Raw genomic sequence first — 25,613 nt, forward strand, 5'->3', positions numbered from 1 at the left:
GATTTTATTCCAATATTTTTAATTATATTTGCTTTTACCGATTAGGTAAAATAGAACAAAAGCGCGGACTAAACTGTTTATAAAAAGTATAAAATAAATAAAAAAATATTATTTACTTATACCTTTTATAAAGGTGTTCTTATTAATCATAGGCTTAAAAAATAAAATATAGCTTTCTTAATTAGGTGTGGGTTAAGTTTTTATCCAGATGGAATACTTTAGTGAGCTGGTCAATAAACTTTTGAACGCCTAAAGACTGTGAATTTTTGCGGTAATTGACAAATAAATCGAGAGTCGGTAATTCAACATCCAGTGGACGAACTACCGTATTTTTAATCCCTAAAGGTGCAACGTAAGCTGGTAAAATAGTACAGCCTAACCCTGAGCCCAGAGAGTTAATATTAAACAACATGCTGTCCGCTTTTTGAACAATATTAAGGTCAATATTGTGAGTTTTGGCAAAGTCTAAAATAGTGTTATGTAATGTTTGTGACTGCTCGGCAGCAGGAATAATAAAGTCAACGCCTTGTAAGGCATGGACAGGAATTCGGTCATATTGAGTAAGTGGATGATTTTTAGGAAGTAAAAAAATTAAGGGTTCAGTCAAAACAAATTGGCTTTGGATGTCATCACTAAGTATATTTTCTCGGGTAAAGGTAATGTCCAACTCACCTTTTTTTAAAGCTTTAAGTTGTTCTGTATTGTTTAGGTTAGATAATTCAATGATGAGGTCGGGGTGTTGTAAGCGCAAATTAGGAAGAACGTAAGGGAAAATTTTCATTTCTGCAATGGGGACAAAACCGATACGTAATAGTTGCTGTTTAGCCTTAGAAACCTGTCGTGCTAGAGCAACTGCTTTTTCAGCTTGAATAAGTGTTAAGCGGGCATGTTCTAAAAACACTACGCCTTCTTCGGTTAATTCAACTTTACGTTTTGTACGGTTTAAAAGTCGTACACCTACGTCTTCTTCTAAATCTTTAATTTGTTGGCTAAGGGAGGGCTGTGCGGTAAAAAGTTTCAGAGCAGCTTTACTAAAATTTAATTCTTCAGCAACGGTAATGAAATATCGGAGGTGGCGTAGTTCCATAAGACTAATCCAAAAAATGTCTTACTATGATTTGTGTGAAGTATAAAGCATAAAAGGATATAGCGTGAAGGTGCTTTAGGTATTTATAAAATAAATGGAATTTTAATTTTCATTAAATATTTAATATATAAATATAAGTTCTAGTAATTCATAAAATATATTAATTATGAGAGGTTAAGTACATTATTTTTAATTAATCAAAGAAATATTTAAATGTTTTAAATATTAATATGGGTGATTCTCATATTATGCAAAAATAAAGAAGAGTAAATTAAGATTATAAAATATAAATTCTGTCAGAATGAATTAACTTTAAATGTTACTAAATATTTTGTTTTATAGTCTGTCAAAGCATGTGAAGGGGGGAAAGTAAGGCCTATCAAGGCAAAAACGACTAAATCTCTGATAATTTCATGTGACTAATTATTGTTATGTTATACAAGTGCTCTTATTAAGAATGGTAATTATCGACGCATAAACCCAACACATCCATGTATTTTTTATGGCAATCTAATTCAACTTATGTTGGCTGTGACCACAATAAAAGGGATATTTATATGATAAATAAGTGCAAGTGCCATAGCTTAATTTGTTTTAATTGTTAAGATAGAAACCTGAACACATCCATTCTGCAGATGCTAAAACATAGAAAAGCCCATGAAAGACAAGCCGACATTAACATATCAATTGCCGACTCAGTCCTGTTGGACGCATACATGGATAAAACCTCCTTTTTATCATCCCGAGTCAGGGCATGAATCTGATACACGTTTTTATAACCAACAACCTAAATTGCCCGCTCGTGGCTCAAAAGAGTTATTGCGTTGGTTAGCCACTCGTGAGTCTTTTACATGGAAAGTCGATATTCAAAATGAATATGATACGCGTGTAAACACTGCTGTGGCATTACCTCAAAATCGACCTCAGGCAGATTTAGATGATTGGCAAGTTTGGTTTGTTGGGCATGCAACAGTATTGATTCAGATCGGACCTTATAACTTTATTACCGATCCGGTATGGTGTGATTATGCAAGCCCTTCACAGGGGCGTGGACCTCGTCGTGTGTGTCCTGCAGGTTTTGCGTTAGAACAATTACCGGTTATTCATGGTGTTCTACTCAGCCATAATCACTATGATCATATGGATTTGGCTACGCTTGAGTGGTTACATAAAAAATTCGCAATGCCGATTTACACGGGACTCGGAAATGGCTTTTATTTACCCAAAGAGTTTCATGTAATTGAGATGGATTGGTGGCAAGAAATTCCTTATCACGAATTAAGAATAATCTATACACCTGCACAGCATGGCTCTGGGCGTGGTCTACGCGACCAGAATAAAGCACTGTGGGGAGGCTTTTCTGTTGTGGCTAAAACTGGTCATTGTTTCTTTGCAGGGGACACCGGTTATGCGGGGCATTTTAAACAAATCCATGCACGTTATGGCGCGCCACGTGTTGCTTTACTTCCAATCGGCGCTTATGAACCTCGCAAGTTAATGAGTTATGTTCACATGAACCCTCAAGATGCTGTGCATGCACATTTAGATTTGCAAGCTCATCGTTCTGTTGCAATTCATTATCGAACTTTCCAGTTGACCGACGAAGACAGAGAAGATCCTGAACATGCTTTAATGCAAGCAATTAAAGCGTCATCGAAACTTGCGAGTCCTTTTTATTGCATTCGCGAAGGGCATAAATTGACCGTGTAAAAGTACATCATTTTATATTTAAGTAAAAAAGCCAGTTCAATTTGAACTGGCTTTTATTATTTTGGCTTAAATTATGCTAAGTCAAAACGGTCAAGATTCATGACTTTAGTCCATGCCGCTACGAAGTCTTGAACAAATTTTTCTTTACCATCTGCCTGAGCATAAACTTCTATCAGTGCACGCAAGATTGAGTTTGAACCGAAGACTAAATCATTACGTGTTGCAGTAAATTTTACTGTGCCTGTTTTACGGTCTTTGCCTTCAAATACTTCACCTGATGAATCAACAGGTGCCCATACCGTAGACATGTCGAGTAAGTTCGTAAAGAAGTCTGTGCTGAGTACGCTGACCTGATGAGTGAATACGCCGTGTTGCGAACCATCCCAGTTGGTATCTAGTACACGTAAACCACCAATCAATGCAGTTAACTCTGGTGCAGTTAAAGTCAGTTGTTGTGCTTTATCAATTAACAATGCTTCAGTTGCTGCATTGATTCCTTCTTTTTTCCAATTTCTAAAACCATCGGCAAGGCCGAGGAGTAATTGGAAAGATTCGACATCAGTTTGACTTTGTAACGCATCAACACGACCAGAGGCAAATGGAATGCTAATGTTGAAACCTGCCGCCTGAGCAGCTTGCTCTACACCAAGGTTACCTGCTAGCACAATTAAATCAGCCAATGACAGTTGAGTTGATGCTTTGATCTCTTCAATTTTAGTTAAAGTCTCAACCGCTTTTTGGTTCACTTCCCAATCACGTTGCGGTGATAAAGCAATACGGGCGCCGTTTGCACCACCACGCTTGTCCCCACCACGGAAAGTTGACGCTGAAGCCCAACCCAAAGAAACCAACTCGCCAGCAGATAGTCCCAATGCAACAATTTTTGCTTTTGCATCAGCAATGCTGGCAGAAGATGGGGTAGTGCTAGCAGCAGGTAATGGATCTTGCCAAATTAAATCTTCAGCAGGAACTTCTGGACCTAAATAACGTGCTTTTGGCCCCATATCACGGTGAGTTAATTTAAACCATGCACGGGCAAAAGCATTGGCGAAAGCTTGTGGGTCGTTATGGAAGCGACGAGAGATCTTTTCAAACTCAGGATCAAAACGTAAGGTCAAATCTGTAGTGAGCATCGTTGGCTTACGTTTAATTGATGGGTCAAAAGGATCGGGGATGATCGCTTCAGCATCTGCTGCTACCCATTGAATTGCACCAGCAGGTGAACGTTCTTGTACCCACTCGTATTTGAATAGGTTTTCAAAGAAGTAATTGCTCCATTGTGTTGGAGTCTGAGACCAAATTACTTCTAAACCTGAAGTGATGGCGTCTTTACCAACACCTGTACCAAAGCTATTTGACCAGCCAAAGCCCATTTGTTCAATTGGCGCGCCTTCCGGATCAGCCTGCACATGGTCCGCAGAGCCAGCACCATGGGTTTTACCTAAAGTATGACCGCCTGCAATCAATGCAACAATTTCTTCGTCATCCATTGCCATGTTGCCGAAAGTCGCACGAATAAATGGTGCCGCTGATTTTGGGTCACCACTGGCTTGTGGGCCTTCAGGGTTCACATAAATTAGCCCCATTTCGGTTGCAGCGAGGTTGCTGCCTTCCAAGGCTTCAGAGTTTCGATGAGCTAACCATTCTTTTTCATCGCCCCAGTTTACATCGTTGTCTGGTTCCCAGACATCTTCACGACCTGCACCAAAACCAAAGGTACGGAAACCAGAAGACTCAAGCGCAATGTTACCGGCAAGAATAAATAAATCTGCCCACGATATTTTTTGACCGTATTTTTGTTTAACTGGCCATAGCAAACGGCGTGCTTTATCTAAGCTCGCATTGTCAGGCCAACTATTTAATGGTGCAAAACGTTGTTGACCGCGACCAGCACCACCGCGGCCATCGCCCATACGATATGTACCGGCAGCATGCCATGCTAATCGAATAAATAAGCCTGTGTAATTTCCCCAATCGGCTGGCCACCAATCTTGAGAATCGGTTAATACATTTTTGATATCCGCTTTGAGGGCATAGTAGTCGAGTTTGTTAAATTCTTTACGGTAATCAAAATCTTTACCGAGTGGATTAGAACGTTCTGAATGCTGATTGAGTAAGTCAACGCGTAATTGTTTTGGCCACCAATGTAAACTAGGCGTTCCACCACCGACTGTTACTTGTGGTTTTGAGGTATGACCTGAAAAAGGACATTTTGATTCGTCTGACATGGTTATATTCTCTCTGGGTAATAATTATTGAGCTCTTGATAAAGTAGTAGGGCTCATTTTCCTGGACTTCTGGGTTAAAAACTCATGTTTATCAAATAAAAAAATGAGTAAACAAATGGTGAGAGAAACCGTTTAAAAAATTCTTTTCACTAAGATGTTGGCCCATCATTTTTATTCAATAATGCATCAGATTCCTTTAATTGTTATTCCTCCAATTTACTGGATGAAGGTTAAAAAACAAAAGGAAAAATAAGCTGAAGGTTGTAAATAATGATGCATAGAATTACCTCTTCAATTGCTGGAACAACGTAAGATCTTTTAATAACGCTCTTTAAACATAGTAAAAGTAGAGTCCTTATTTTTCAAATGGATTAAATTGTCAATATTGATTTAAAAAACCGATTGAGGTTTTGTTTGAAAAAGTAGGGTGCAAGTGAGAGTGAAAAGAAAGTTTTTATATTTGACTATAATTTTAGAAGCTATTGAAAAAAAGAAAGGAGAGCATTGCTCTCCTTTCTTTTTTATATATTAAACATTTACGATTCGATTTGATTTGACCATATCTGCTAAACCGTGAGTTTTAAAATAGTACTCAAGCCAGCTTTTTACAATGAGAGGATTATTCATTTTCATTACATCCTCAAGTAATTTTTGTGCGTCTGTCATTGGCACATGACAAATTGCTTTTCGTACTCGCAAAATGTTACTCGAACTCATTGAAAGGGTGTTGAAACCCATCGCCATGAGCAAAATGGCAGATAATGGATCACCTGCCATTTCACCACAAATACTGACCGGTTTTTTGTATTCATGGCATTCTTTAACCAGACGGCTTAATGCACGAAGTATTGACGGATGAAAGTGTGAATAAACGTTTGCTACATGTGGATTATTGCGGTCAACTGCAAGTAAGTATTGTGTTAAATCGTTTGAACCAACCGAAAAGAAATCGACGAGTTCAGCAAACTCATCAATTTGTAGCAGTACGCTTGGCACCTCAACCATAATTCCGATTTTTGGCTTGTTAATTTTAACTTGTTCTTCTTCTTGCACTGCAATCCAGTCACGCTCAAGTAAATAAAGTACTTCTTCGACTTCACTTACTGTAGTGACCATTGGCAATAAAATATGCAAATTATTTAAACCAATACTTGCTTTGAGCATTGCACGAATTTGTGACGAAAAAATCTCGGGATGATCGAGTGTGAAACGAATACCACGCCATCCTAATGCCGAATTTTCTTCTTCAATACTAAAATAAGGAAGATCTTTATCGGCACCAATATCCAGAGTTCGCATCACCACAGGTTTATTGGCAAAATGACTCAATTGTTGACGATAGATTGCGCGTTGTTCTTCTTCACCCGGGAAACGTTCCCGTAGCATAAATGGAATTTCACTTCGATATAGACCAACGCCTTGAGCTCCGCGTTGTACACCGCGAACCACATCAATCATAAGGCCTGTGTTTACATAAAGTGGAACAGATACACCATCTGGAGTAATCGCTTCTCTTGTCTCGTATTGTTTGAGATCTTTTGCGATCTGCTCATCTTCTTTTTGAATTTCTTTATAGCGTTGGCGTAAACGGCGTGGAGGATTGACAAAAATACGACCTTGATAGGCATCCACAATCATTTCTGCATCATCAAGCGTGTTAACTGGTAGTTCAGTTACGCCAACCACAGTTGGAATTCCTAGTGCCCGAGCCACAATCACCATATGTGAATTGGCTGCACCTTCGGATGTAACAATGGCAGCAATATTATCAACTGGTAGTTCAACTAACGCAGCCGTACTGATTTCTTCACCAATTAAAATACTGTCTGGGCTAAGCTCGCGGTGGCTAGAATCTTCTTTCTGCAAAGACGCTAAAATACGGCGGCCTAAATCTTTAAGATCAGAAACTCGCTCACGTAAGTAGTCATCTTCCATTTGTGAAAATAAAGCAGTGTGCTTTTCAATCACACGGCGAACAGCCCCTTGGGCCCAATGTCCATCGCGAATAAGTTCTTTAATTTCGGCTGGTAATGCATTTTCATCAAGCATTCTTAAGAAAACGCTGAATAGGGCGCGTTCTTCTGCCATTAATGAATCATGCATTTTTTCATCTAAAGAACGAATCTCTAAGCGAACTGATGAAATGGCTTGATCTAAAATTCGAAGCTCATCACTAATATCTTCAGCTTCACGGTCAGGTACTGAACCTAAGTCGGCAGGAGGATATAAAATAATAGCTCGACCTAAAGCGACGCCACCTGCACCTGAAACACCCTGAAAGGTTTTATAGGCTGGGCCATTGCTTGGTTTGCGAAAAACATCAATATTGCCGACCGCATGGGCATGCGCAATAACACCTGAAAGTTGTGCACACAGCGTGACTAAAAACGACTCGGCGGCTTCGCTAAAATCTTGAGGAAGTTTGTTTTGTACAACTAAAACGCCCATAACCTTACGGCGATACATGACAGGTACGCCAAGGAATGAGTTGTAAATTTCTTCACCTGTTTCTGGTAAATACAAGAAACGCTCATGTTTTGGTGCATTGTCAAGGTTAACAATTTCTTCGCGTTGCCCTACCAGACCGACCAAGCCTTCGCCTAATTGTAGGGAAACATGGCCTACTGACTCTGGATTCAAGCCTTTTGAGGCCATTAATACATAGCGCTGATTTCGTTCATCGAGTAAATAAATAGAACAAACATCCACTTTCATGGCCTCAGCAACCTGATTGACCATAATGTCTAGTGATTCATGCAAACTGACGGACGCATTTACTTCTTGGACAATGCGCCGTAGAGTGTCGAGTTGCATGTTTGACATGGATGTATACTCCAGTATTTTTTAGACTATGAATGTATTTATAACAGCACTTTTAATAAAAATCATTTGCTAGATAAATGATTTTTAGGGTAATTGTTGCATCGGCAACTGTGTACACAACTCCACCATGGCTTTACGATAAACGTCACGCTTGAAGTTCACCACTTGTCCAAGAGGATACCAATAGCTGACCCACTGCCATTCATCGAATTCGGGCGGGTCGGAGAGGTTTAACTGAATATTTTTTGCAGACGCATTTAATTTCAGTAAAAACCATTTTTGTTTCTGTCCGATACATACGGGGTCAGAGTCTGACCGAATGTAACGATGTGGCAAACGATAACGCAACCAACCTTTGGTTTGCGCAATAATCTGGACATGTTCGGGCAATAAGCCGATTTCTTCTCTCAGTTCTCGAAAAAGTGCCTGTTCAGGGGTTTCTCCAAACTGAATGCCTCCTTGTGGAAATTGCCAAGCATTGTGACCAATGCGCTTTGCCCATAAAACCTGTCCATCATCGTTTGCCAAAATGATCCCGACGTTCGGTCGGAAACCTTCTGAATCGATCATTTGGCTACCTAAATATTGTCTATATCGTTGACTTTAATCGCGGGGACAAACACTTTTTTATGTCCAGCTCGAAAAGATCAAAGTAAAATGTTTAAATTGCTACGATCTTAACGAATTTCTATCGACTAGCGGAGATAGATTTACATTTTTTTTCTTAAATTTCAGTTTAAACGAGAATTTTCATGAAACTGGCGTTGTTTGATTTAGACCACACCTTGTTAAATACCGATTCAGACCATTCTTGGGGTGAATTTTTAGTCAATGAAGGTTTGGTTGATCCGGTTCATCATCGTCAGATGAATGATAAATTTTATGAAGATTACAAAGCAGGGCAACTTGACCCCTATGCTTATAATGAATTTGTCTTTGGATTTTTAACAAAGCACGACAATAATTACTTAACTGAACTTCACCAGTTGTTCATGCAAAAAGTGATTCGCCCACAAATGCGTCCAAAAGGTTTTGATGCCATCAAAAAACATCAGGACTTAGGACATACGATTGTCGGGATTACTGCAACAAGTGATTTTATTACTGCGCCGATTTTTCGTGAATTTGGTATTACTGAAATTTTGGCAACCAATGCTGAAGTCGCTGATGGGAAGTATACAGGTAAAGTTGCTGGTTTAGCGTGTTATCAAAAGGGCAAACTTGCACGTCTAGATGGGTGGTTGGAAGGTCGTAGCGTGTCTGAGTCTTGGGCTTATTCAGATTCAATCAACGATCGCTTTTTGCTTGAATATGCAACTCACGCGATTGCGGTAAACCCTGATGATCGTCTTGAAAAACTGGCTCAGGAAAATAATTGGGACATTCAGGACTGGTCGCTTAGCTCATCATAATTTGAACCATTATAAATCTAATAGGATGCCAGTTCAAAGTTGGTGGTATCCTTTAGTTAAATTAAAACTACGAGAAGAAAAACGATAATGGCTAAAAGCAACCGTATTAAAATTAAAAGAGGCAATGGTTTTTTTCATGAGCTCATAGATCAGCTACTCACTGTTCTTTTGGGTGAGCTGTTAATTTATATTATTATTTTATTTTTTATGAGCGCCTTTGGCGCAATTATATTTGCTGCTATCTGTTTTAGTTGGGGCGTACTGTTTTTACTGCTACCTTTTGCTGTTCTGATTTATATCCTTTTTAAAAAATATAGTCATTAATTAGTAGTTATTCCTGCATCATTTTAATCAGTTCTTGCATAGCTCTAGATTGAGTACGTGCAGGATGCCATACCATGCCTAACTGACGATTCATTTCTACATCTAAATCAAGCTGCTGCATATCTTGATTCAGTAAAGTTTTTGGCAAAACTGACCAACCTAAACCAATAGACACCAGCATACGAATAGACTCAAGCGGGTTATTGCTCATGGTGATTTTAGGTTTAAGCCCTTGTTTTTCAAACTCGGCTAAAGTGATTTGAGCAGTGTAAGTTTGTGCGGCGGGTAACAAGCTTGGGTATTCAATGAGGTCTTGTAAGGTCAGATTCGTTTTTTGTGCCAGTGGATGAAAAGGGGCAGCAACAAAAACTAAAGGGTCATTCCAGATGGTAATGTAGTTAAGGCGATCATCACCTGAAGGGGGAAGTGTTAAAAATGCTAATTCTAAATCACCAGCGAGTACTTTTTCGTGCGCTTGCTCTGAGTCAACAAAATGCACATCTAAAGTCACTTGCGGAAATTGTTGAACAAAGTGTTTAAGGGGCGCGGGTAAATGATGCAAGCCAATGTGATGACTCGTTCCAATTTTTAAACGACCTTGTATCTGAGTTTGTTCATGGCTGAGAGTGTGATGGATATCGCCAAGCTCATTTAGCCAGTTTTTAACTTTGGGTAATAGTGAATGAGCAGCATGAGTTGCTTGAACCCCACGGCCTGCCGACTCAAATAGTTTTACACCAAAATATTCTTCTAAACTGTGAATCCGTTTGGTTACAGCCGGTTGAGTAATGAATAGTTGATCTGCTGCCACAGAGATAGACCCTGTTTCCATAACTTTTACAAAAGCTTCAAAGGCTGCAAGATTCATAATACAACTCAACTTGGAATAGAAAAATCGAGGGGCTAAAGTTGCCAAGCCAAAATCGTATCATGCTTGCAGCGAAACGAGTTAGAAAGTTGTGAATTACCGCACTAATCTTAGCCTAAGCTGTTGTTTCTTCCTTTGCTAAAGCTGAAATGCGACGATCTTTAGCAGCCCATACTTTTTCATGAAAGAAAAACGCAAATGCTTGTACGGTTGGTTCGAGCATACTTAATGTTAAAGCCATCCATAGGTTACCTGTGACTAGATAAGCAACTAGCATTGCTACACTAATATGCATAATGTAATAGCTGAATGTTTTCTTTAAAGTACGTTGATTATTGATAACAAATTTTTGGATTTTAGCCATGATCATTCTCTTTAGCCACTTTTGATATTTTTAGTATAGAGTTTAGAGTATAAGATTAAAAATTGATTATGCAAATGATAATCATTAACAAAAACGATTTATTAAATTTGATGTGTATGGAAGGGATTATGATTCATTCTAAAAAGTTTTCTAATTTATAAAAATGATAAATTAGATTTATGTAAAACTCTGGCTATAATCGAAGAAAGATTAGAATTACCCAGTCCAATGGAGCAAGACGACATGGCAGGCAAAACTTTATATGACAAATTGTGGGATGACCACGTTGTTTCACAGCGTGATGATGGCTCATGTTTACTTTATATTGACCGTCATTTATTGCATGAAGTGACTAGTCCACAAGCATTTGAAGGTTTGCAACTTGCGGGTCGTCAACCATGGCGTTTAAGTGCAAACGTTGCTACACCAGACCATAACGTTCCAACATCTAAAAAGGAACGTGAGCAAGGCATCGCGGGTATTGAAGATGAGACGTCTCGTATTCAGGTTCAAACCTTAGATGACAATTGTAAAGCCTTTAATATTGTTGAATTTAATATTAACGATATCCGTCAGGGGATTGTGCATGTCGTTGGACCTGAACAGGGCTTAACTTTACCCGGCATGACCGTGGTGTGTGGTGATTCACATACAGCAACACACGGTGCTTTTGGTTGCTTGGCACATGGTATTGGAACATCTGAAGTTGAACATGTTTTAGCCACACAATGTTTGATTCAGAAAAAATCTAAAAATATGTTAATCCGTGTAGATGGCGTGCTAGGCAAAGGTGTAACACCAAAAGATGTGGTGTTGGCAATTATTGCTAAAATTGGTACCGCAGGTGGTACGGGTTACGCGATTGAATTTGGTGGTCAGGTGTTCCGTGATATGTCGATTGAAGGGCGTATGACGGTATGTAACATGGCGATTGAAGCAGGTGCTCGTGTAGGCATGGTTGCTGTCGATGACAAAACCGTTGAATACGTGAAAGGCCGTAGCTATGCACCAAAAGGCGAGCAATGGGAACAAGCAGTTGCTTACTGGGACACTTTGCATTCAGATGAAGATGCTGTTTTTGATGCAGTCGTTGAATTAAATGGTGCAGAGATCGAACCACAAGTGTCTTGGGGAACTTCACCTGAGATGGTTATTCCGGTCACTGAAGCTGTACCAACCTTAGAACAAGCAAAAGATGATGTTCAACGCAATGACTGGACACGTGCTTATCAATATATGGGCTTAAATGCAGGTCAAGCATTAGCTGATATTCAACTTGACCGTGTCTTTATTGGTTCTTGCACTAACTCTCGTATTGAAGATATCCGTGCTGCGGCTGAGGTAGTTAAAGGCCGTAAAGTGGCGTCTAGCATTAAGCAAGCCATGATTGTTCCGGGTTCAGGTTTAGTTAAGCAACAGGCAGAAAAAGAAGGCTTGGATAAAATCTTCTTAGAAGCTGGTTTTGAATGGCGTGAACCAGGTTGTTCAATGTGTTTAGCAATGAATGCAGATAAATTACAACCAGGTGAACACTGTGCATCGACGTCTAACCGTAACTTTGAAGGTCGTCAAGGCAATGGTGGTCGCACTCACTTGGTGAGCCCAGCAATGGCGGCAGCGGCTGCAATCGCAGGTCACTTTGTTGATGTTCGTTCATTTTAATTCGGTCTGGAGCAAACCATGAAAGCTTATACAGTTGAACAAGGTATCGTTGCACCATTAGATCGTGCCAATGTTGATACAGATTTAATTATTCCAAAACAGTTTTTGAAATCAATCAAACGTACCGGTTTTGGCGATAACTTATTTGATGAGCTTCGTTATTTAGATGAAGGTTATCCGGGACAAGATAATTCAGTACGTCCAAAAAATCCGGATTTTGTTTTGAACCAGCCACGTTATCAAGGAGCAAATGTTTTAATTGCTCGTACTAACTTTGGTTGCGGTTCAAGTCGTGAGCATGCGCCTTGGGCATTAAATGAATATGGTTTTCGTACTGTTATTGCGCCAAGCTTTGCTGATATTTTCTTTAATAACTGCTTTAAAAATGGCATGTTACCTGTCATTTTGTCAGAAGAAATTGTTGATCAGTTATTTAAAGAATGTGCTGCCAATGAAGGATATCAATTAACAATTGATTTAGCAGCTCAGGAAGTGCGTACTCCAGCAGGTGAAGCTTTTAAATTTGAAGTTGACCCATTTCGCAAGCATTGCTTGTTAAATGGCTTGGATGATATTGGTTTAACGCTTCAAAATGCGGATGCAATTCGCGCTTATGAAGAAAAAACTAAACAGGTTCGTCCTTGGGTATTCCAAGAGTTAAATTAACCTTTTGGTACATTTTAAACATAGCCATGGCGTAGCGTTCAAACTCTTGCTAACATGCTAAAGCATAAAAACACCTTAAAATTATGCACTAGATGAGGATTGGGCTTGAACAATGAAGAGGAACGTTACTCATAGCTTTTTGTTGAGCCTGTGCGCAATAACACTCAGTGCTTGTCAGAGCACATACAATGTAGTGGATACTGTCCGTATTAAGCAGGCTGAACAAGAAAATTTGGGGCAGAATGCAGCAATATATTGTTCGGGCGCGAAGAGTTGTGAATTTGAACGACTCAATGATATTACTGTAGTGGATGCACAAACACGACGAATTAGTAATCAGGCAATTCATCAAGGAATTGTACGGTTGCACGGTTCAGTGCTTAGCCAAACCAACAGTTTATATTTATCTGTGCCTGCGAAACAATATGAAGTGGTGATCCGTTTCTATCCGATTTCTCCAGATCGGGCCGAAACAATCCATGTGATTCACCAGTTTAATGCCAACCATCGCTATACATTTAAAATGTACCGAGACAAAACTAACCGTTCGGGTAGTTTGCTGAATGTTTCTGTGCCAGATCCATTATGTGTCGATTTAGAGCAAGATGAGCGTGTGATTCGCCGTTTTTGTCGACCATTTGATGTAACAACAGGGCTAGGCGAGTTCCTTGAACAGAAAAAACTAACACCGCGGTAGTCATAACACTGCTTGTTTTTTGGAAAATGGAAAAAGTTCATGTCTAAACAGATTTTAATTTTAGCTGGTGATGGTATTGGTCCTGAAATTGTTGGGGCAGCAGAAAAAGTATTAAATACAGTAAATGAAAAATTTAATTTATCATTGACTTGGGAACATGGCCTATTGGGCGGTGCTGCAATTGATGCACATGGCGAACCGTATCCAGCTGTAACGAGTGAACAGGCAAAAAAAGCTGATGCAATTTTACTGGGTGCAGTAGGCGGACCAAAATGGGATGCGATCGAGCGTTCTATTCGTCCTGAACGTGGTCTTTTAAAAATTCGTAGTGAACTCAACTTGTTTGCTAACTTACGCCCAGCGATTTTATATCCGCAATTAGCAGATGCTTCTAGCTTAAAACCTGAAATTGTTGCTGGTTTAGATATTCTGATTGTTCGTGAGCTTACTGGCGGTATCTATTTTGGCCAGCCACGTGGTATCCGTGAACTCGAAAACGGCGAAAAACAAGGCTATAACACTGACGTTTATTCTGAAAGTGAAATTAAGCGCATTGCAAAAGTTGCTTTTGAACTTGCAGGATTACGTGGTGGTAAAGTCTGTTCAGTCGATAAAGCGAACGTTTTAGAAGTAACAGAACTTTGGAAGCAAACCGTTACTGATTTGCAGCAAGCGAGTTATTCAAACATTCAGCTTTCTCATATGTATGTCGACAATGCTGCAATGCAGCTTGTACGTGCACCAAAACAGTTTGACGTGATCGTAACTGGTAACTTGTTTGGCGATATCTTATCTGATGAAGCGGCAATGCTTACAGGCTCAATCGGCATGTTGCCATCAGCTTCTTTAGATGAAAATGGCAAAGGCATGTATGAACCTTGTCATGGTTCTGCACCTGACATTGCAGGTCAAAATGTGGCGAATCCATTAGCAACTATTCTTTCGGTTGCAATGATGCTTCGCTATACATTCCGTGAAGAAGCTGCCGCAAAAGCAATTGAAGATGCGGTAGGTCAAGTACTTGATCAAGGCTTGCGTACAGCAGATATTATGTCTGAAGGTATGACAAAAGTGGGTACAGCCGAGATGGGTGAGGCAGTTGTCGCTGCTCTTGCTTAAAAGTTTCTTATAAAAAAACGCAGCTCAACGCTGCGTTTTTTTATGCCTATGTTTTAGCAAGCTTTACCTTCATATTGAATAGACTGTGCAATATTATTCTTAAGCTGAAAAATAACTTTGCAGTTGAAATTCACATCGTAAGAATTACCACCAAGATTACCTGACTGTATAGCGACCGAATTACCTCTCATATCGACATTACTCACCATAGGAATTGGGATATTTATCGGTCGTAGAATGGTATAAATCAGCTGATCTTGCGTTTTTTGTGGTGTTTTTAATACCTGAAAACCAAGACTTCTTAGATTTAGATCTTGTTGAATGGTTGCGGCAGGTTTACCGAGAAACCCTTTTAAATATTCTTGTAAATTTACAGATTGGTGTGGATGGCTAGTGCAACCGTTCACATTCATCATGATTAAACAAAGTAGGCCAATTTGATATCGGGTATCTATATTCATTTTTATCTCAATAAAAAAATTATATTTGTTATTAAAGAACAATAGGTTGGATTTGAATACTTGTAAAGTAAAAAAGGAAGATTATGATAAATGAAAGGTGAACTTATCTTTAGACTTATCCTTATATTCAAACCGTTCTAATAATAATTTCATAGAAAACTTAAGGAAGAAAAGTATGAGAAAAATTGCTTTTGCATTTTTATGCAGTTTAGGAATGACTGTCGTCTACGCTGATAACTGTGATAGTGCCCGTAATACTTATGATGATATTTATTGTACAAATAAAATTTATGCGAGTGCAGATGCAGACCTGAATAAGAATTATCAAGCATTGCGAGTAAAGTTAAATACCGCGCAAAAAAATATTCTTAAGAAATCTCAGCTCGCATGGATACGTCAACGTGATGCTGAGTGTACAGATTCAAATAGGAATAGCGTAGACGTGCAATGTCGTTTACAGACAACGCAGGAAAGAAACCATTGGCTGCAAGAAAGGTTGCGTGAATGCCAAACGGTAGGATGTAAAACCAGTCGCTTAAGTGAATAAATGACGCAATAAAAAAGCCACATTATGAAGTGGCTTTTTTGCATTCACTAATTAGCGAGCACGGTACGTAATACGACCTTTAGTCAAGTCATATGGTGTCATTTCGACTTTTACACTGTCGCCAGTAAGAATACGAATATAGTGTTTACGCATTTTACCAGAAATGTGTGCAATAACTTCGTGACCGTTTTCAAGACGTACACGGAACATCGTATTAGGAAGCGTTTCGGTGACAACGCCTTCGAACTCAATGAGTTCCTCTTTATTGGCCATAGCCTACCTGATGATCAAATTGGGAAGGCGCAAATTATAGTCAATTTATTTAAAAAAAACAAGATAGACATACTTCTACTCAAGCATCTGGTTAAAGTATGACTAATAAAAAAAGATGTAATTTTTTTCACAAAAGAAGTGTAATTCTGTTGTCAGTTCGGTCAATCAACGCTAATCTAAAATCATAGTTATTAGGGACTGTTAATTGCGTAAAAGTCAACGGCCCTAAATATCAATGAAGTATCTACATGGAAGGGCACTGCGTGGGTCAGCTAACAGATGCATCAGTTGTATTACGCTTTGGCTATCAAGCGATTCGTCGTGCGGGATTGCCAACAGAAGAAATATTAACCAAAGCGGGAGTTGCTTTAAATCAGGTTGATACAAATGCACGTACACCGTTAAGTGCACAGTACGCCTTTTGGACTGCTGCTCAGGAAGTCAGTAAAGATCCAGATATCGGTCTGCATTTAGGCGAGCATTTGCCTTTGTATCGTGGTCAGGTCATTGAACATCTATTTATTAGTAGTGATACCTTTGGTGAAGGCCTAAAGCGGGCTTTGGCTTATCAGCGCCTCATTAGTGATGCATTCGATGCGAAACTGGTGATTGAAGAAGGGCGCTGTTATTTAACCAATGGCGAACAGACCGGTGCTGATAATCTTGTTAATCGACATTTCTCTGAATGTGCAATTTCGGGCATCCTTAGATTTTTTAAGTTTATTACCGAAGGTCAATTTCACCCGATTTTTATCGATTTTAACTTCAACGAAGGCGCAGCCGCGGATGAGTATTTCCGCGTATATGGTTGTCCGGTCAGTTTAGGTCAAAAAGAAACGCGTTTATATTTTGATCCAGCTATTCTAGATTTTCAGCTTTGGCAAGCAGAGCCTGAGTTATTGCAATTGCATGAGCAGCTTGCGATTGAAAAACTACAAGAATTAGCGCGTTATGATTTGGTGGGTGAAGTTCGTAGAGCAATTGGTTCAACGCTGGAAAGCGGAGAAACAACTTTAGAGACAGTTGCAGCTCAGTTAAATATTACACCGCGCCGCTTACGTACTCAGCTAAGCGAAGCCAATACCAGTTTTCAGCAAATACTTTCTGACTATCGTTGCCGTTTGGCTAAAAAGCTTTTGGCCAATACCAGTGAGAGTGTTGAACGTATTGTATATTTAACGGGCTTCTCTGAACCAAGTACGTTCTATCGGGCATTCAAACGCTGGACAAATGAGACACCAGTTGAATACCGGAAACGTAAACAGCATCGCTAGATAAGTATAAGTCGAGCAGGCTAAGCTTACTCAGGTAAGTTTAGCCAATGTGGGCCAAGTGGTGGCTGTGGCAAATCAAATTGCTCAGGATAGTTACACTGAATAAAATAAAGACCATCTGGTGGCGCAGTGACTCCTGCCGCCTTACGATCTTGTGCAGCAAACATTGCATCGATATGGTCAACTTCATACATGCCTTGACCAATTTCGAGTAAACATCCAACAATATTGCGAACCATATGGTGTAAAAAGCCATCTGCTTGAATGTCTAGAACCAAATAGCGCCCATATTCAAATAAACGGCAATGTTTTACATGTCGAACAGGCTGATTTGACTGGCAGGCTGCTGCGCGGAAGCTTTCAAAGTTATGAGTCCCTTCAAATTTGCTAGCTGCTTCAATCATCTTTTTCACATCTAACTGTTGATAAATGTGAGTAACCTGTTTATGTAATAGTGCAGGCCGATGAGGCGTGTTATATATAATATAGCGGTAACGTCGAGCAGTCGCTTTAAAGCGGGCATGAAAACTTTCATCCATCAGTTTAATCCACTGAATGGAGATATCTTTAGGTAGCTGGCTGTTTGCTCCTCTTAACCATCCCGTTTCTGGACGAATGGCATTCGTATCGAAGTGTGCCACCATATTTGTCGCATGTACGCCTGCATCGGTACGACCAGCACCATGAAGTGCTATAGGTTCATTTGCGACTTTGCTAAGCACACGTTCAATGGTTTCTTGTACGCTGGCAACGCCTGGCTGTTGTGTTTGCCAACCTCGATATTGAACTCCGCTAAATTCAATACCGACTGCATAACGTTGCATAGCTTTACCTCTATTTAATGCAAGTTTTCGTTCCAATGGCTGAGCCACTGTTCTGGGGTTGAGTATTTTAAATAGATTTGAAGTGCTTTTGCATAGAGATCTGCATGACTATGTGCATCACTAATGACAATTTTTGCAGTTTTGGTCCACTCACTAATCGCATAGCGTTGATCAATACCACCAAAGGTAACCTGAGTGGTAAGAACTGGAACGCAGCCATGTGTATAGAGCTCATCTAATGTTGCTAGTAACTCTTGATTAACGGCTATGTTTCCAGTACCAAAACCCTGTAATACTAAAAATTGAGGTGGGGCTGGCAGTAAGTTTCGTAATTGCTGAACAAGTTGAGTAGTCGCGATAGGTTGCATCATCCAATTCAAAATTTGAAAAGATGCTGCACGCTCGATTTGCGTATCTTGCACAATCAGCCTATTTTGCTGAGGTGTAAATTCAGACTCAGCTTTAAGGCCGGAAAAAGCGTCAAGTTCAGTCGTATGTGTCTTTAACACAGTTTGTGCATGAAATACTTGATGATGAAAAGCAAGGTAAGTACCCACTGGTAAGCTAATCGCCTGCTCTAATGCAAGATATAAATTATCAATTGCATCAGTAAACTCACGGGTATTATCTCCTTGAATGTTAAGAAGAGGATATTGACTGCCAGTAATAACCACATGACAACTCTGTCCTAAAAAACGAGCTAGAGTCGCAGAAGCATAACTGAGTGTATCTGTACCATGAATAACGACGAAGTGCTGATAGCCTTCGAGTTGGAGCTGTTGTATACGTTGAATAAGACGTAGCCAATCAGGCGCTGTACAAGCGCTGCTATCTACAATATTGGGTGCAGCAAAACAGTCAACCGTTAAGTGAGGCGGTATAACTTTCTCAAGTTGAGGCAAAAACTGGTCATAAGGCATAGGCGCTAAAGGTTCACCTACACAACCAAAAGTACCACCCATATAAAATAAGGCTATTTTTTTCATCTTTTTCAGGCATAAAAGCAGTCATCTTTGACTGCTTATGGTAAAACGATCAGCTTTAAGAAGCTATGCGATTTAGTAGATTTTTCGCACGTTGTTGTTGCTCTGTGTTGAATTTTTGCTCATTACTTGCCAACAAAGCATGAGCGGCTGGGTAAGCACCTAACTTGATGTACTGCTCTGCAAGTTGTAAGTCGAGTTCATTTTCATCTAACTGTTTTAATTCTGGAAAAGCTTGGACAAGTGGGTCGTTGTTTTCAAGACTAAGTTCTGATTCATTTAAATTCGGTTGGTTATCTTCAGACTCTATAGGGTTTAACGAAAACTCAAGGGTTTCAATTGATAACGGCTGAGTTTGAATATTTTCTTCTAAGACGGTTTCTTGAGAGATATTGCTTTGTGAAGCAGTGTCTTTATCTATTGAAAAATCACTAAAATCAAGATCAATGTCTGGCGTAGCGGTTGTATCAATTTTGATTGTTTCAACAGACAATTCAGAGGTAGTCTCAAAAGACTTTTCTGCTTTATTTGGGATAGACTCTAAATCAAATGAAAACTCTAAAGTATTTAAGTCATTTGTTTCACTGTCTGTTTCAGTGCTAATTTTATCTTCAGGTTTAGCAGAACCGATTTCTGTTGTTTTTTGCTCAAATGAGAAATTAAATTCTAGAGGTTCAACTTCAACAGCAGGTTCTTGTTTTACAGGTGTATAGTCTTTCTGCAAGTCATCGAAAGAAGCTTCAGAAGAACTTGTTGTTAATTGGTCAAACTGAGCTGTTGTGTCAGGTGTATTTTTTGGTTCTTTGTATGTTTGAGCTTGAGGGAAATCGATGGCATCAGATTGTCTTGAAGACTCATATTCTTTTTGTCTAGTTTCTGCTTGAGCCACTATTTTATTTAATGTCAAGCTACGAATATGACTAATCAATTGCGTTATGGCAAATTCATCTTTCTGTGCAATATGAACTTCAAGCAATAATAAATAAAGCTCATGTTGAGTATTATCTTTTTTTAACGCCTGATTCACTTGAGCTTCAGCGGCTGAATATTGCTTTTCTTGAATGAGCTGTTGGATTTTTTGACGTACAGCTTCTGGAACAGGACTGCTCTGTGGAATAGCTAGAAGTGTTTCTTCTACCTCATGTGCTTTACTTTTTTCACGGGAGTTTTTACTCGATTTAGAGTTTGCTTTTTTATTGGTTTTTTTATTTAGCGTTTTAGGGGAGGTGGCCTCTTGTTTCTGGCTATTCTCGCGTTTTTTTAAAATAACAGCGACCACGAGTAATATGATGAACGGAATCACATATAGCATTACTTTCCCCTTAAAAAATAAATATTTGCAATATAAAGCGAGCTAACTCTGGTTTTAACTTAATGTTTTTGCTTATGAGTTTGCTGCTGTGCTTGTAACTGCTGTTGTAACTCTGCCAAACGTGCATTCAAAAGTTGAATACGCTGGTCTTTTAAACGTAAAGTTTGATTCAGTTTGGTTACATTCCTTTGTAATGTAACGTTTTTTTCTCTTTTTGTCATAACTTTTACTGCTAACTCAGTATTGTTTTGACTTTGTTGTGTGTTCTTTTTAGCACTTCCATGGGTAGAATTTTGGCTGTTTTCAGCCACGATACTCATTTCTGCTTGTTGCAAACGGTATTTAGCTTGGCCAGAAGGTGATTTTGCAGTACGCGTTATTTCTGTTTTTGATTTATTTTGCTGAGTTTTAGTGGCAGGAGTGTGGGAGAGTTTTAGAGCGATTCCCTGACGTAAACGGTTTACATCACCTTGGATAAAAGCATGCTGGTTTTGTTTTTGAATATCGTGCATGACTTTCGCAACTGGCTGTTTGGTTTTCGCTGCAATACGATTAGCAATGCTCCATAAAGACTCATTGTGTTGTACTACATATTTACCTGAAGTTATTGGTCCTCTAGACGAACTTAGGGTTTGTTTCTTTGCAGAATTTTGACTGAGCTTTTTGGATGAAACAGACTTCTTTTGTACTGCTAAATTTTTAACCGACGTTTTTGGTGAATTATTTGCATCTGACTTAGTGAGAGCTTTGGTTTTCGCCTGATCAGGAGTAGGACTTATTGCAATTTGTTGAGCTGCCTGAGCCGAAGATTTTTCGCTAAGTGAGGGAGTTGAATTCGTATTTATCGCGGGGGCAGTCCCAGCGTTGATATTAAGACTTTGTTCACTATTTGAGTTTATTGTAGTTGGGGGCGAAGTTAATGAAGCATATTGGGTACTTTCTGGCAGATTTAAAGCAATATCCTTTTCATTCAGGACAAGCTGAGGTGATAAAGTACTTTCGTTATTTTCGGTCTTTTTTATAGAAGAGGGCTTAATTACAGTTTTGATATGCTGCAAACGAGTTGCAGAGCCTTCACTGATTTTTACAACAATATTGAGTTCAGGATCAATAACAGGGCGGGATGAGGTAATAACAATAACCCCAGAACCTTGACCATTTTGGCGTGTATAAAAATTAAGATTTCCCGGCGGCTGATGAGTTACGTCCAAAGCACTTAAATCTTCGGGGGTTGCTAAACTGACTTGCAAAGTGGAATTGGGATCAGCTTGCTGGAAGTTCATTTCTGCATATAACAAATCGCCGGGCGCGGACTGAATTTGTATAGGGTCTAATGTAATCGCATAAATAGAAGGCGAAGACATAATGGTGAAAATGGCAATTTTTAATTTGTTATAAACAGTCATCTCAATCCATGACCTAATAAGTCGTAAAGTCGTTCAAAATTATACAATAATGAAATGTAAATAAATTGTAAATTTTTCACAAACCAGTTACGAAAAAGCCGATCTAATGTGATCGGCTTTTTGTTTTGACTGAATAATTCAGACCAAATTATGAGTTCTTATATTCTACTAAGATACGTAACATGCGACGTAAAGGTTCAGCAGCGCCCCAAAGTAATTGGTCACCTACTGTGAATGCGCCTAAATATTCTTTACCCATATTAAGTTTACGCAAACGGCCAACAGGTACAGTTAAAGTACCAGTTACAGCAACAGGTGTAAGGTCAGTCATAGACGCTTCACGAGTGTTTGGTACAACTTTCGCCCATTGGTTTGAAGTACGAATCATATCTTCGATTTCATCAAGTGGGACATCTTTTTTCAACTTGATCGTCAATGCTTGAGAGTGACAACGCATCGCGCCAATACGGACACAGTGACCATCAATTGGAACAATTTGTGAATTACCCAAGATCTTGTTGGTTTCAACCTGACCTTTCCACTCTTCTTTTGACTGACCGCTTTCAAGTTGCTTATCAATGTAAGGAATCAACGAACCAGCTAATGGCACGCCAAAGTTAGCAGATGGGAAACCTTCACCACGTTGTAACTCAGCAACTTGACGATCAATATCCAAAATTGCAGATTTAGGATCATCTAACAATGTTTTGGTATTGTTATATAAGTAGCCCATACCAGTAATAAGCTCACGCATGTTTTGTGCGCCAGCGCCTGATGCTGCCTGATAAGTCATAGCAGTCATCCACTCCACCAAATTATTTTGGAAAAGTGAACCTACACCCATCAACATAAGTGATACTGTACAGTTACCGCCAACGAAAGTTTTGGTGCCGTTAACTAAGCCGTCTTTGATAACGTTAAGGTTTACTGGGTCAAGAACGATGATTGCATCATCTGACATACGTAAAGTAGAGGCTGCATCAATCCAGTAGCCATTCCAACCAGTTGCTTTTAACTGTGGGAAAACTTCAGACGTATAGTCACCACCTTGACAGGTAATAATGACATCCATTTGCTTCAGACTATTAATGTCTGTAGCTTCCATAAGTGCTGGGGCAGTCTTACCACCAAATGAAGGAGCTTCACCACCTGCATTACTGGTAGAGAAATAAAATGGCTCAATATGAGCAAAATCATTCTCTTCAACCATACGTTGCATAAGGACGGAACCGACCATCCCGCGCCAACCGACCAGACCTACTTTCATGTCATTTTGCCTCGGTGCGTTAAAATTGTTAGGGGGAGTTGAGTGTATCAAAAGTGTCCACAACTGCAAGCGTTACAGAAAGAAAACACCATGTTTATTGAGTAGAATATCTTGTTTATGTTACATACAAAATTGATAAAGATGACAAAAAATTTAAAAATCAAATCATCTTAAAAGAGAAAATTCAATGATTTATATCGAAGTTTTAGCTGGTCTGGTGATTTGGTTAAGTTTCTGGTCACTTATTCCTCGTGATGAGTGGTGGTTTCGAGGCGCCGATTTCCCCCGTTTGCAGATTTTATTTGTTGGACTATTAGCCTTTGTGGGCATGCTGTTTTGGCCTACCGAATGGAATCTATGGCGTGAAATATTGCTTGCTGTGCTCATCGCTGCCATCGCCTATCAGCTTAAAATGGTTTTGCCTTATACCTTGCTCTGGAAAAAACAGGTTAAACAGGTGAAATCATCCCAGTTAGATCCGCAAAAGCAAATTTCATTAATTGTATCGAATGTTCTAACCCCTAATGATAAATATCATTTACTTCTTGAACAGGTTCAGACATTACAGCCTGATTTACTGCTTACACTGGAAAGTGATAAGACGTGGGAAAATGCTTTAAAAGAAATTGAAGAAGATTATCCTTATCGCGTTCCAGTGCCTTTAGATAATCTATACGGAATGCATTTATATAGCCGTTTACCTTTATCTAATACTGAAGTTAAATTTATTTTGAGTGATGAAATTCCTTCGATTCACACCACTGTAACGCTGCGTTCAGGAATGTCAGTCCAGTTATATTGTTTGCACCCAAAGCCACCGAGTCCAACTGAGGCGAAAGATTCGACTTTACGAGATGCCGAACTTTTAATTGTTGGGGATCAGATTAAAGACTTAGATGAAAGCTGCATTGTTATGGGGGATTTAAATGATGTAGCGTGGTCACGTACTACCCGTTTATTTCAACGTATTAGCGGATTACTTGACCCACGGGTTGGCCGACATTTCATTAATACTTTTCATGCAGATTATCCATTACTGCGTTGGTCTTTAGACCATATTTTTCATAGTACAGACTTTGGTTTAGTTAAAATGCAACGATTGCCACATATTGGATCTGATCATTTTCCTGTGTATGTCGTTTTGCAGACCGGTCGGATATTTGAACAAGTTCAAGAAGAATTGGAACAAACTCAAACCGATGAAGAAGAGGCTCAAACCGCTATACAAGAAGGAATTGCAAAGGCTGAAAAAGAAGAGAAAATAGTGACTGATGAAATCGCACAGCCTTATAAAGAGAAAAGTATATGAAAATGAAATGTAAGCAATATCGTACAAAGATTTGAGTCTAGGGCGAATAGGCAGATGGTTATAAAAAACGTATTCTACATTCATCGGCACACGGAAACGGGAATGGACGATCCCACGTAAGGATACATTAAGCTGATATGGAATAGCATCACGGATCAGATGTTGGAACGGAAACGATAAAAATAACGATTAACCTGAAAGCACAACCTCATTTACCCGAGTTTTGCAGGACGCAGAACTCGGGTTATGCTTTTTTAAATATCAAGAAAATAAACAGCTATGTATTTATCAAACTTTCAAGAGTTCAAAATTTATATTGTTAATTTAACTGATTTAGCGCGTGATGCCTTACATATCTATGCCGGCTTAGCTGTATTTTTTATAGTTGCCTTTTTTCATCATCGTCAATTGAAATCGTCTTGGGCAATATGGGCAACTATTATTATTGCTATTGGTGCAGAGTTGTTTGATGCCCGTGATGATCTGATAAATTACGGTTATTGGCGAGTTGGCGCAAGTGTACACGATATTATCAATACGGTTTTTTGGCCCTTCATAATTTGGCTTATGGTTAGATTTAAAATATTTAAAGGGTAGGTTGTAGCTTTTATAGCTGAGACGGAAAGAGATTCATTCTATATTTTTCGGCATAAGTTAACTGCATTTACCTGAGCCTTTCATAAAGTGAATTCTAGACATTGTTTATTGAATAGATAGTCACAAGTTATTGTAATTTTTGTTCTTTTTAAGAAATATTTAATTTTTAAAACTTTTTAACTACGCATATCAATAGTAAGTTTTTCTAATACTTTGGCTGTTTTTTTAGGAAGAGATACAATTTTTATTCTGTTTAAGTAATTGTTTTTTTAGTTTTTTTATCTATCAGCATGGTATTTGTTTTATTTAGATATAAATTGGGGTTGTTTAATTGGCAAATCTCAATAGAATGTGCCGATCGTTGACATGTTGGATCGTCAACAGGCATTGTTGTTTATCT

At 39.1% G+C, this 25,613-nt stretch carries 24 protein-coding genes; 11 read left to right on the plus strand and 13 right to left on the minus strand.

Translation table 11 applies throughout. The features are described from left to right. Positions 1–181 precede the first annotated feature (181 nt). A complete protein-coding gene (hcaR, locus tag MSG66_RS05410) occupies positions 182–1,087 on the minus strand; it encodes a DNA-binding transcriptional regulator HcaR (RefSeq protein WP_042894661.1) in 906 nt (301 codons plus the stop codon). Positions 1,088–1,744: 657 nt separating this feature from the next. On the opposite strand from hcaR, the gene MSG66_RS05415 reads away from it, so the two are divergent. After that, positions 1,745–2,797 carry an MBL fold metallo-hydrolase gene (locus tag MSG66_RS05415; RefSeq protein ID WP_133975569.1) on the plus strand — a complete coding sequence of 351 codons (1,053 nt, stop codon included), beginning with the start codon at positions 1,745–1,747 and terminating at the stop codon, positions 2,795–2,797. Positions 2,798–2,868: 71 nt separating this feature from the next. Here the strand turns inward: MSG66_RS05415 and katG are convergent, their stop codons facing one another. The 3 genes from katG to MSG66_RS05430 form a co-directional block, all read right to left on the minus strand. Beyond that, positions 2,869–5,025, minus strand: coding sequence for a catalase/peroxidase HPI (gene katG, locus MSG66_RS05420; protein ID WP_324652796.1), 2,157 nt, complete (start codon positions 5,023–5,025; stop codon positions 2,869–2,871). A 528-nt stretch (positions 5,026–5,553) separates the two neighbouring features. Further along, on the minus strand, positions 5,554–7,848 hold the full coding sequence (gene ptsP, locus MSG66_RS05425) for a phosphoenolpyruvate--protein phosphotransferase (RefSeq protein WP_042894667.1): 2,295 nt from the start codon (positions 7,846–7,848) through the stop codon (positions 5,554–5,556). An 84-nt stretch (positions 7,849–7,932) separates the two neighbouring features. Next, positions 7,933–8,418, minus strand: a complete 486-nt coding sequence (locus MSG66_RS05430) for an RNA pyrophosphohydrolase (protein ID WP_042894669.1) — start codon at positions 8,416–8,418, stop codon at positions 7,933–7,935. A gap of 182 nt (positions 8,419–8,600) precedes the next feature. Here MSG66_RS05430 and MSG66_RS05435 point away from each other — a divergent pair, with 182 nt between their 5' ends. Continuing rightward, positions 8,601–9,260, plus strand: coding sequence for an HAD family hydrolase (locus tag MSG66_RS05435; RefSeq protein ID WP_252610514.1), 660 nt, complete (start codon positions 8,601–8,603; stop codon positions 9,258–9,260). An 87-nt stretch (positions 9,261–9,347) separates the two neighbouring features. Next, positions 9,348–9,584: a hypothetical protein gene (locus MSG66_RS05440; RefSeq protein WP_324652800.1), complete on the plus strand. Its 237-nt coding sequence runs from the start codon at positions 9,348–9,350 to the stop codon at positions 9,582–9,584. 7 nt (positions 9,585–9,591) lie between these two features. On the opposite strand, the gene MSG66_RS05445 is transcribed toward MSG66_RS05440, so the two are convergent. Further along, positions 9,592–10,452 carry a LysR family transcriptional regulator gene (locus tag MSG66_RS05445; protein WP_324652802.1) on the minus strand — a complete coding sequence of 287 codons (861 nt, stop codon included), beginning with the start codon at positions 10,450–10,452 and terminating at the stop codon, positions 9,592–9,594. A 115-nt stretch (positions 10,453–10,567) separates the two neighbouring features. Beyond that, positions 10,568–10,822 (minus strand): DUF2061 domain-containing protein, encoded by a 255-nt coding sequence (locus MSG66_RS05450; RefSeq protein ID WP_171459075.1) that lies wholly within the window; start codon positions 10,820–10,822, stop codon positions 10,568–10,570. A 237-nt stretch (positions 10,823–11,059) separates the two neighbouring features. On the opposite strand from MSG66_RS05450, the gene leuC reads away from it, so the two are divergent. The 4 genes from leuC to leuB all read left to right on the plus strand — a co-directional run bounded on the left by leuC (position 11,060) and on the right by leuB (position 14,960). Beyond that, on the plus strand, positions 11,060–12,478 hold the full coding sequence (gene leuC, locus MSG66_RS05455) for a 3-isopropylmalate dehydratase large subunit (protein WP_262473262.1): 1,419 nt from the start codon (positions 11,060–11,062) through the stop codon (positions 12,476–12,478). An 18-nt stretch (positions 12,479–12,496) separates the two neighbouring features. After that, the gene (gene leuD / locus MSG66_RS05460; protein WP_262473260.1) at positions 12,497–13,144 is read left to right on the plus strand and encodes a 3-isopropylmalate dehydratase small subunit; all 648 of its coding nucleotides are present in this window, start codon (positions 12,497–12,499) and stop codon (positions 13,142–13,144) included. A 112-nt stretch (positions 13,145–13,256) separates the two neighbouring features. Beyond that, entirely contained in the window at positions 13,257–13,841 is a 585-nt protein-coding gene (locus tag MSG66_RS05465) for a hypothetical protein (protein ID WP_133975550.1), read from the plus strand. A 39-nt stretch (positions 13,842–13,880) separates the two neighbouring features. Further along, on the plus strand, positions 13,881–14,960 hold the full coding sequence (leuB, locus tag MSG66_RS05470) for a 3-isopropylmalate dehydrogenase (protein ID WP_004640985.1): 1,080 nt from the start codon (positions 13,881–13,883) through the stop codon (positions 14,958–14,960). Between the two features lie 53 nt (positions 14,961–15,013). On the opposite strand, the gene MSG66_RS05475 is transcribed toward leuB, so the two are convergent. Next, positions 15,014–15,421, minus strand: coding sequence for a hypothetical protein (locus MSG66_RS05475; protein ID WP_133975548.1), 408 nt, complete (start codon positions 15,419–15,421; stop codon positions 15,014–15,016). Positions 15,422–15,596: 175 nt separating this feature from the next. Here MSG66_RS05475 and MSG66_RS05480 point away from each other — a divergent pair, with 175 nt between their 5' ends. Then, positions 15,597–15,968, plus strand: a complete 372-nt coding sequence (locus tag MSG66_RS05480) for a lysozyme inhibitor LprI family protein (protein ID WP_004640989.1) — start codon at positions 15,597–15,599, stop codon at positions 15,966–15,968. A 51-nt stretch (positions 15,969–16,019) separates the two neighbouring features. On the opposite strand, the gene infA is transcribed toward MSG66_RS05480, so the two are convergent. Continuing rightward, positions 16,020–16,241 (minus strand): translation initiation factor IF-1, encoded by a 222-nt coding sequence (gene infA / locus MSG66_RS05485; RefSeq protein ID WP_001284370.1) that lies wholly within the window; start codon positions 16,239–16,241, stop codon positions 16,020–16,022. A 263-nt stretch (positions 16,242–16,504) separates the two neighbouring features. Between infA and MSG66_RS05490 the strand changes: the two genes are divergently transcribed. Further along, positions 16,505–17,515, plus strand: a complete 1,011-nt coding sequence (locus MSG66_RS05490; protein ID WP_324652955.1) for an AraC family transcriptional regulator — start codon at positions 16,505–16,507, stop codon at positions 17,513–17,515. A gap of 26 nt (positions 17,516–17,541) precedes the next feature. Here the strand turns inward: MSG66_RS05490 and truA are convergent, their stop codons facing one another. The 5 genes from truA to asd all read right to left on the minus strand — a co-directional run bounded on the left by truA (position 17,542) and on the right by asd (position 23,307). Next, on the minus strand, positions 17,542–18,339 hold the full coding sequence (gene truA, locus MSG66_RS05495; protein ID WP_324652807.1) for a tRNA pseudouridine(38-40) synthase TruA: 798 nt from the start codon (positions 18,337–18,339) through the stop codon (positions 17,542–17,544). A gap of 14 nt (positions 18,340–18,353) precedes the next feature. Next, positions 18,354–19,325, minus strand: a complete 972-nt coding sequence (locus MSG66_RS05500; protein ID WP_133975544.1) for an asparaginase — start codon at positions 19,323–19,325, stop codon at positions 18,354–18,356. A gap of 55 nt (positions 19,326–19,380) precedes the next feature. Beyond that, positions 19,381–20,634 carry a hypothetical protein gene (locus MSG66_RS05505; protein WP_262473251.1) on the minus strand — a complete coding sequence of 418 codons (1,254 nt, stop codon included), beginning with the start codon at positions 20,632–20,634 and terminating at the stop codon, positions 19,381–19,383. 59 nt (positions 20,635–20,693) lie between these two features. Next, entirely contained in the window at positions 20,694–22,040 is a 1,347-nt protein-coding gene (locus MSG66_RS05510; RefSeq protein ID WP_262473249.1) for a FimV family protein, read from the minus strand. 148 nt (positions 22,041–22,188) lie between these two features. After that, a complete protein-coding gene (gene asd / locus MSG66_RS05515; protein ID WP_042894691.1) occupies positions 22,189–23,307 on the minus strand; it encodes an aspartate-semialdehyde dehydrogenase in 1,119 nt (372 codons plus the stop codon). Positions 23,308–23,494: 187 nt separating this feature from the next. Here asd and MSG66_RS05520 point away from each other — a divergent pair, with 187 nt between their 5' ends. Further along, complete coding sequence (locus MSG66_RS05520) at positions 23,495–24,616, plus strand: endonuclease/exonuclease/phosphatase family protein (protein ID WP_324652812.1); 1,122 nt, start codon at positions 23,495–23,497, stop codon at positions 24,614–24,616. A gap of 279 nt (positions 24,617–24,895) precedes the next feature. Then, the gene (locus MSG66_RS05525) at positions 24,896–25,213 is read left to right on the plus strand and encodes a hypothetical protein (RefSeq protein ID WP_133975535.1); all 318 of its coding nucleotides are present in this window, start codon (positions 24,896–24,898) and stop codon (positions 25,211–25,213) included. Positions 25,214–25,613 lie beyond the last annotated feature (400 nt).

Origin of the sequence: Acinetobacter sp. IK31 (genome assembly GCF_035615195.1) — a bacterium.
GTDB classification, from domain to species: domain Bacteria; phylum Pseudomonadota; class Gammaproteobacteria; order Pseudomonadales; family Moraxellaceae; genus Acinetobacter; species Acinetobacter calcoaceticus_C.

Excerpts from the sequence above, each read along its gene's own strand:
- MSG66_RS05500 (WP_133975544.1), bottom strand. The coding sequence starts at position 19,325 with ATGAAAAAAATAGCCTTATTTTATATGGGTGGTACTTTTGGTTGTGTA.
- MSG66_RS05520 (WP_324652812.1), top strand. The coding sequence starts at position 23,495 with ATGATTTATATCGAAGTTTTAGCTGGTCTGGTGATTTGGTTAAGTTTC.
- MSG66_RS05505 (WP_262473251.1), bottom strand. The coding sequence starts at position 20,634 with ATGCTATATGTGATTCCGTTCATCATATTACTCGTGGTCGCTGTTATT.
- MSG66_RS05440 (WP_324652800.1), top strand. The coding sequence starts at position 9,348 with ATGGCTAAAAGCAACCGTATTAAAATTAAAAGAGGCAATGGTTTTTTT.
- MSG66_RS05435 (WP_252610514.1), top strand. The coding sequence starts at position 8,601 with ATGAAACTGGCGTTGTTTGATTTAGACCACACCTTGTTAAATACCGAT.
- leuC (WP_262473262.1), top strand. The coding sequence starts at position 11,060 with ATGGCAGGCAAAACTTTATATGACAAATTGTGGGATGACCACGTTGTT.
- MSG66_RS05475 (WP_133975548.1), bottom strand. The coding sequence starts at position 15,421 with ATGAATATAGATACCCGATATCAAATTGGCCTACTTTGTTTAATCATG.
- truA (WP_324652807.1), bottom strand. The coding sequence starts at position 18,339 with ATGCAACGTTATGCAGTCGGTATTGAATTTAGCGGAGTTCAATATCGA.
- MSG66_RS05430 (WP_042894669.1), bottom strand. The coding sequence starts at position 8,418 with ATGATCGATTCAGAAGGTTTCCGACCGAACGTCGGGATCATTTTGGCA.
- MSG66_RS05510 (WP_262473249.1), bottom strand. The coding sequence starts at position 22,040 with ATGACTGTTTATAACAAATTAAAAATTGCCATTTTCACCATTATGTCT.
- ptsP (WP_042894667.1), bottom strand. The coding sequence starts at position 7,848 with ATGTCAAACATGCAACTCGACACTCTACGGCGCATTGTCCAAGAAGTA.
- MSG66_RS05465 (WP_133975550.1), top strand. The coding sequence starts at position 13,257 with ATGAAGAGGAACGTTACTCATAGCTTTTTGTTGAGCCTGTGCGCAATA.
- infA (WP_001284370.1), bottom strand. The coding sequence starts at position 16,241 with ATGGCCAATAAAGAGGAACTCATTGAGTTCGAAGGCGTTGTCACCGAA.
- MSG66_RS05450 (WP_171459075.1), bottom strand. The coding sequence starts at position 10,822 with ATGATCATGGCTAAAATCCAAAAATTTGTTATCAATAATCAACGTACT.
- leuB (WP_004640985.1), top strand. The coding sequence starts at position 13,881 with ATGTCTAAACAGATTTTAATTTTAGCTGGTGATGGTATTGGTCCTGAA.
- hcaR (WP_042894661.1), bottom strand. The coding sequence starts at position 1,087 with ATGGAACTACGCCACCTCCGATATTTCATTACCGTTGCTGAAGAATTA.
- MSG66_RS05480 (WP_004640989.1), top strand. The coding sequence starts at position 15,597 with ATGAGAAAAATTGCTTTTGCATTTTTATGCAGTTTAGGAATGACTGTC.
- katG (WP_324652796.1), bottom strand. The coding sequence starts at position 5,025 with ATGTCAGACGAATCAAAATGTCCTTTTTCAGGTCATACCTCAAAACCA.
- MSG66_RS05415 (WP_133975569.1), top strand. The coding sequence starts at position 1,745 with ATGAAAGACAAGCCGACATTAACATATCAATTGCCGACTCAGTCCTGT.
- asd (WP_042894691.1), bottom strand. The coding sequence starts at position 23,307 with ATGAAAGTAGGTCTGGTCGGTTGGCGCGGGATGGTCGGTTCCGTCCTT.
- MSG66_RS05525 (WP_133975535.1), top strand. The coding sequence starts at position 24,896 with ATGTATTTATCAAACTTTCAAGAGTTCAAAATTTATATTGTTAATTTA.
- leuD (WP_262473260.1), top strand. The coding sequence starts at position 12,497 with ATGAAAGCTTATACAGTTGAACAAGGTATCGTTGCACCATTAGATCGT.
- MSG66_RS05445 (WP_324652802.1), bottom strand. The coding sequence starts at position 10,452 with ATGAATCTTGCAGCCTTTGAAGCTTTTGTAAAAGTTATGGAAACAGGG.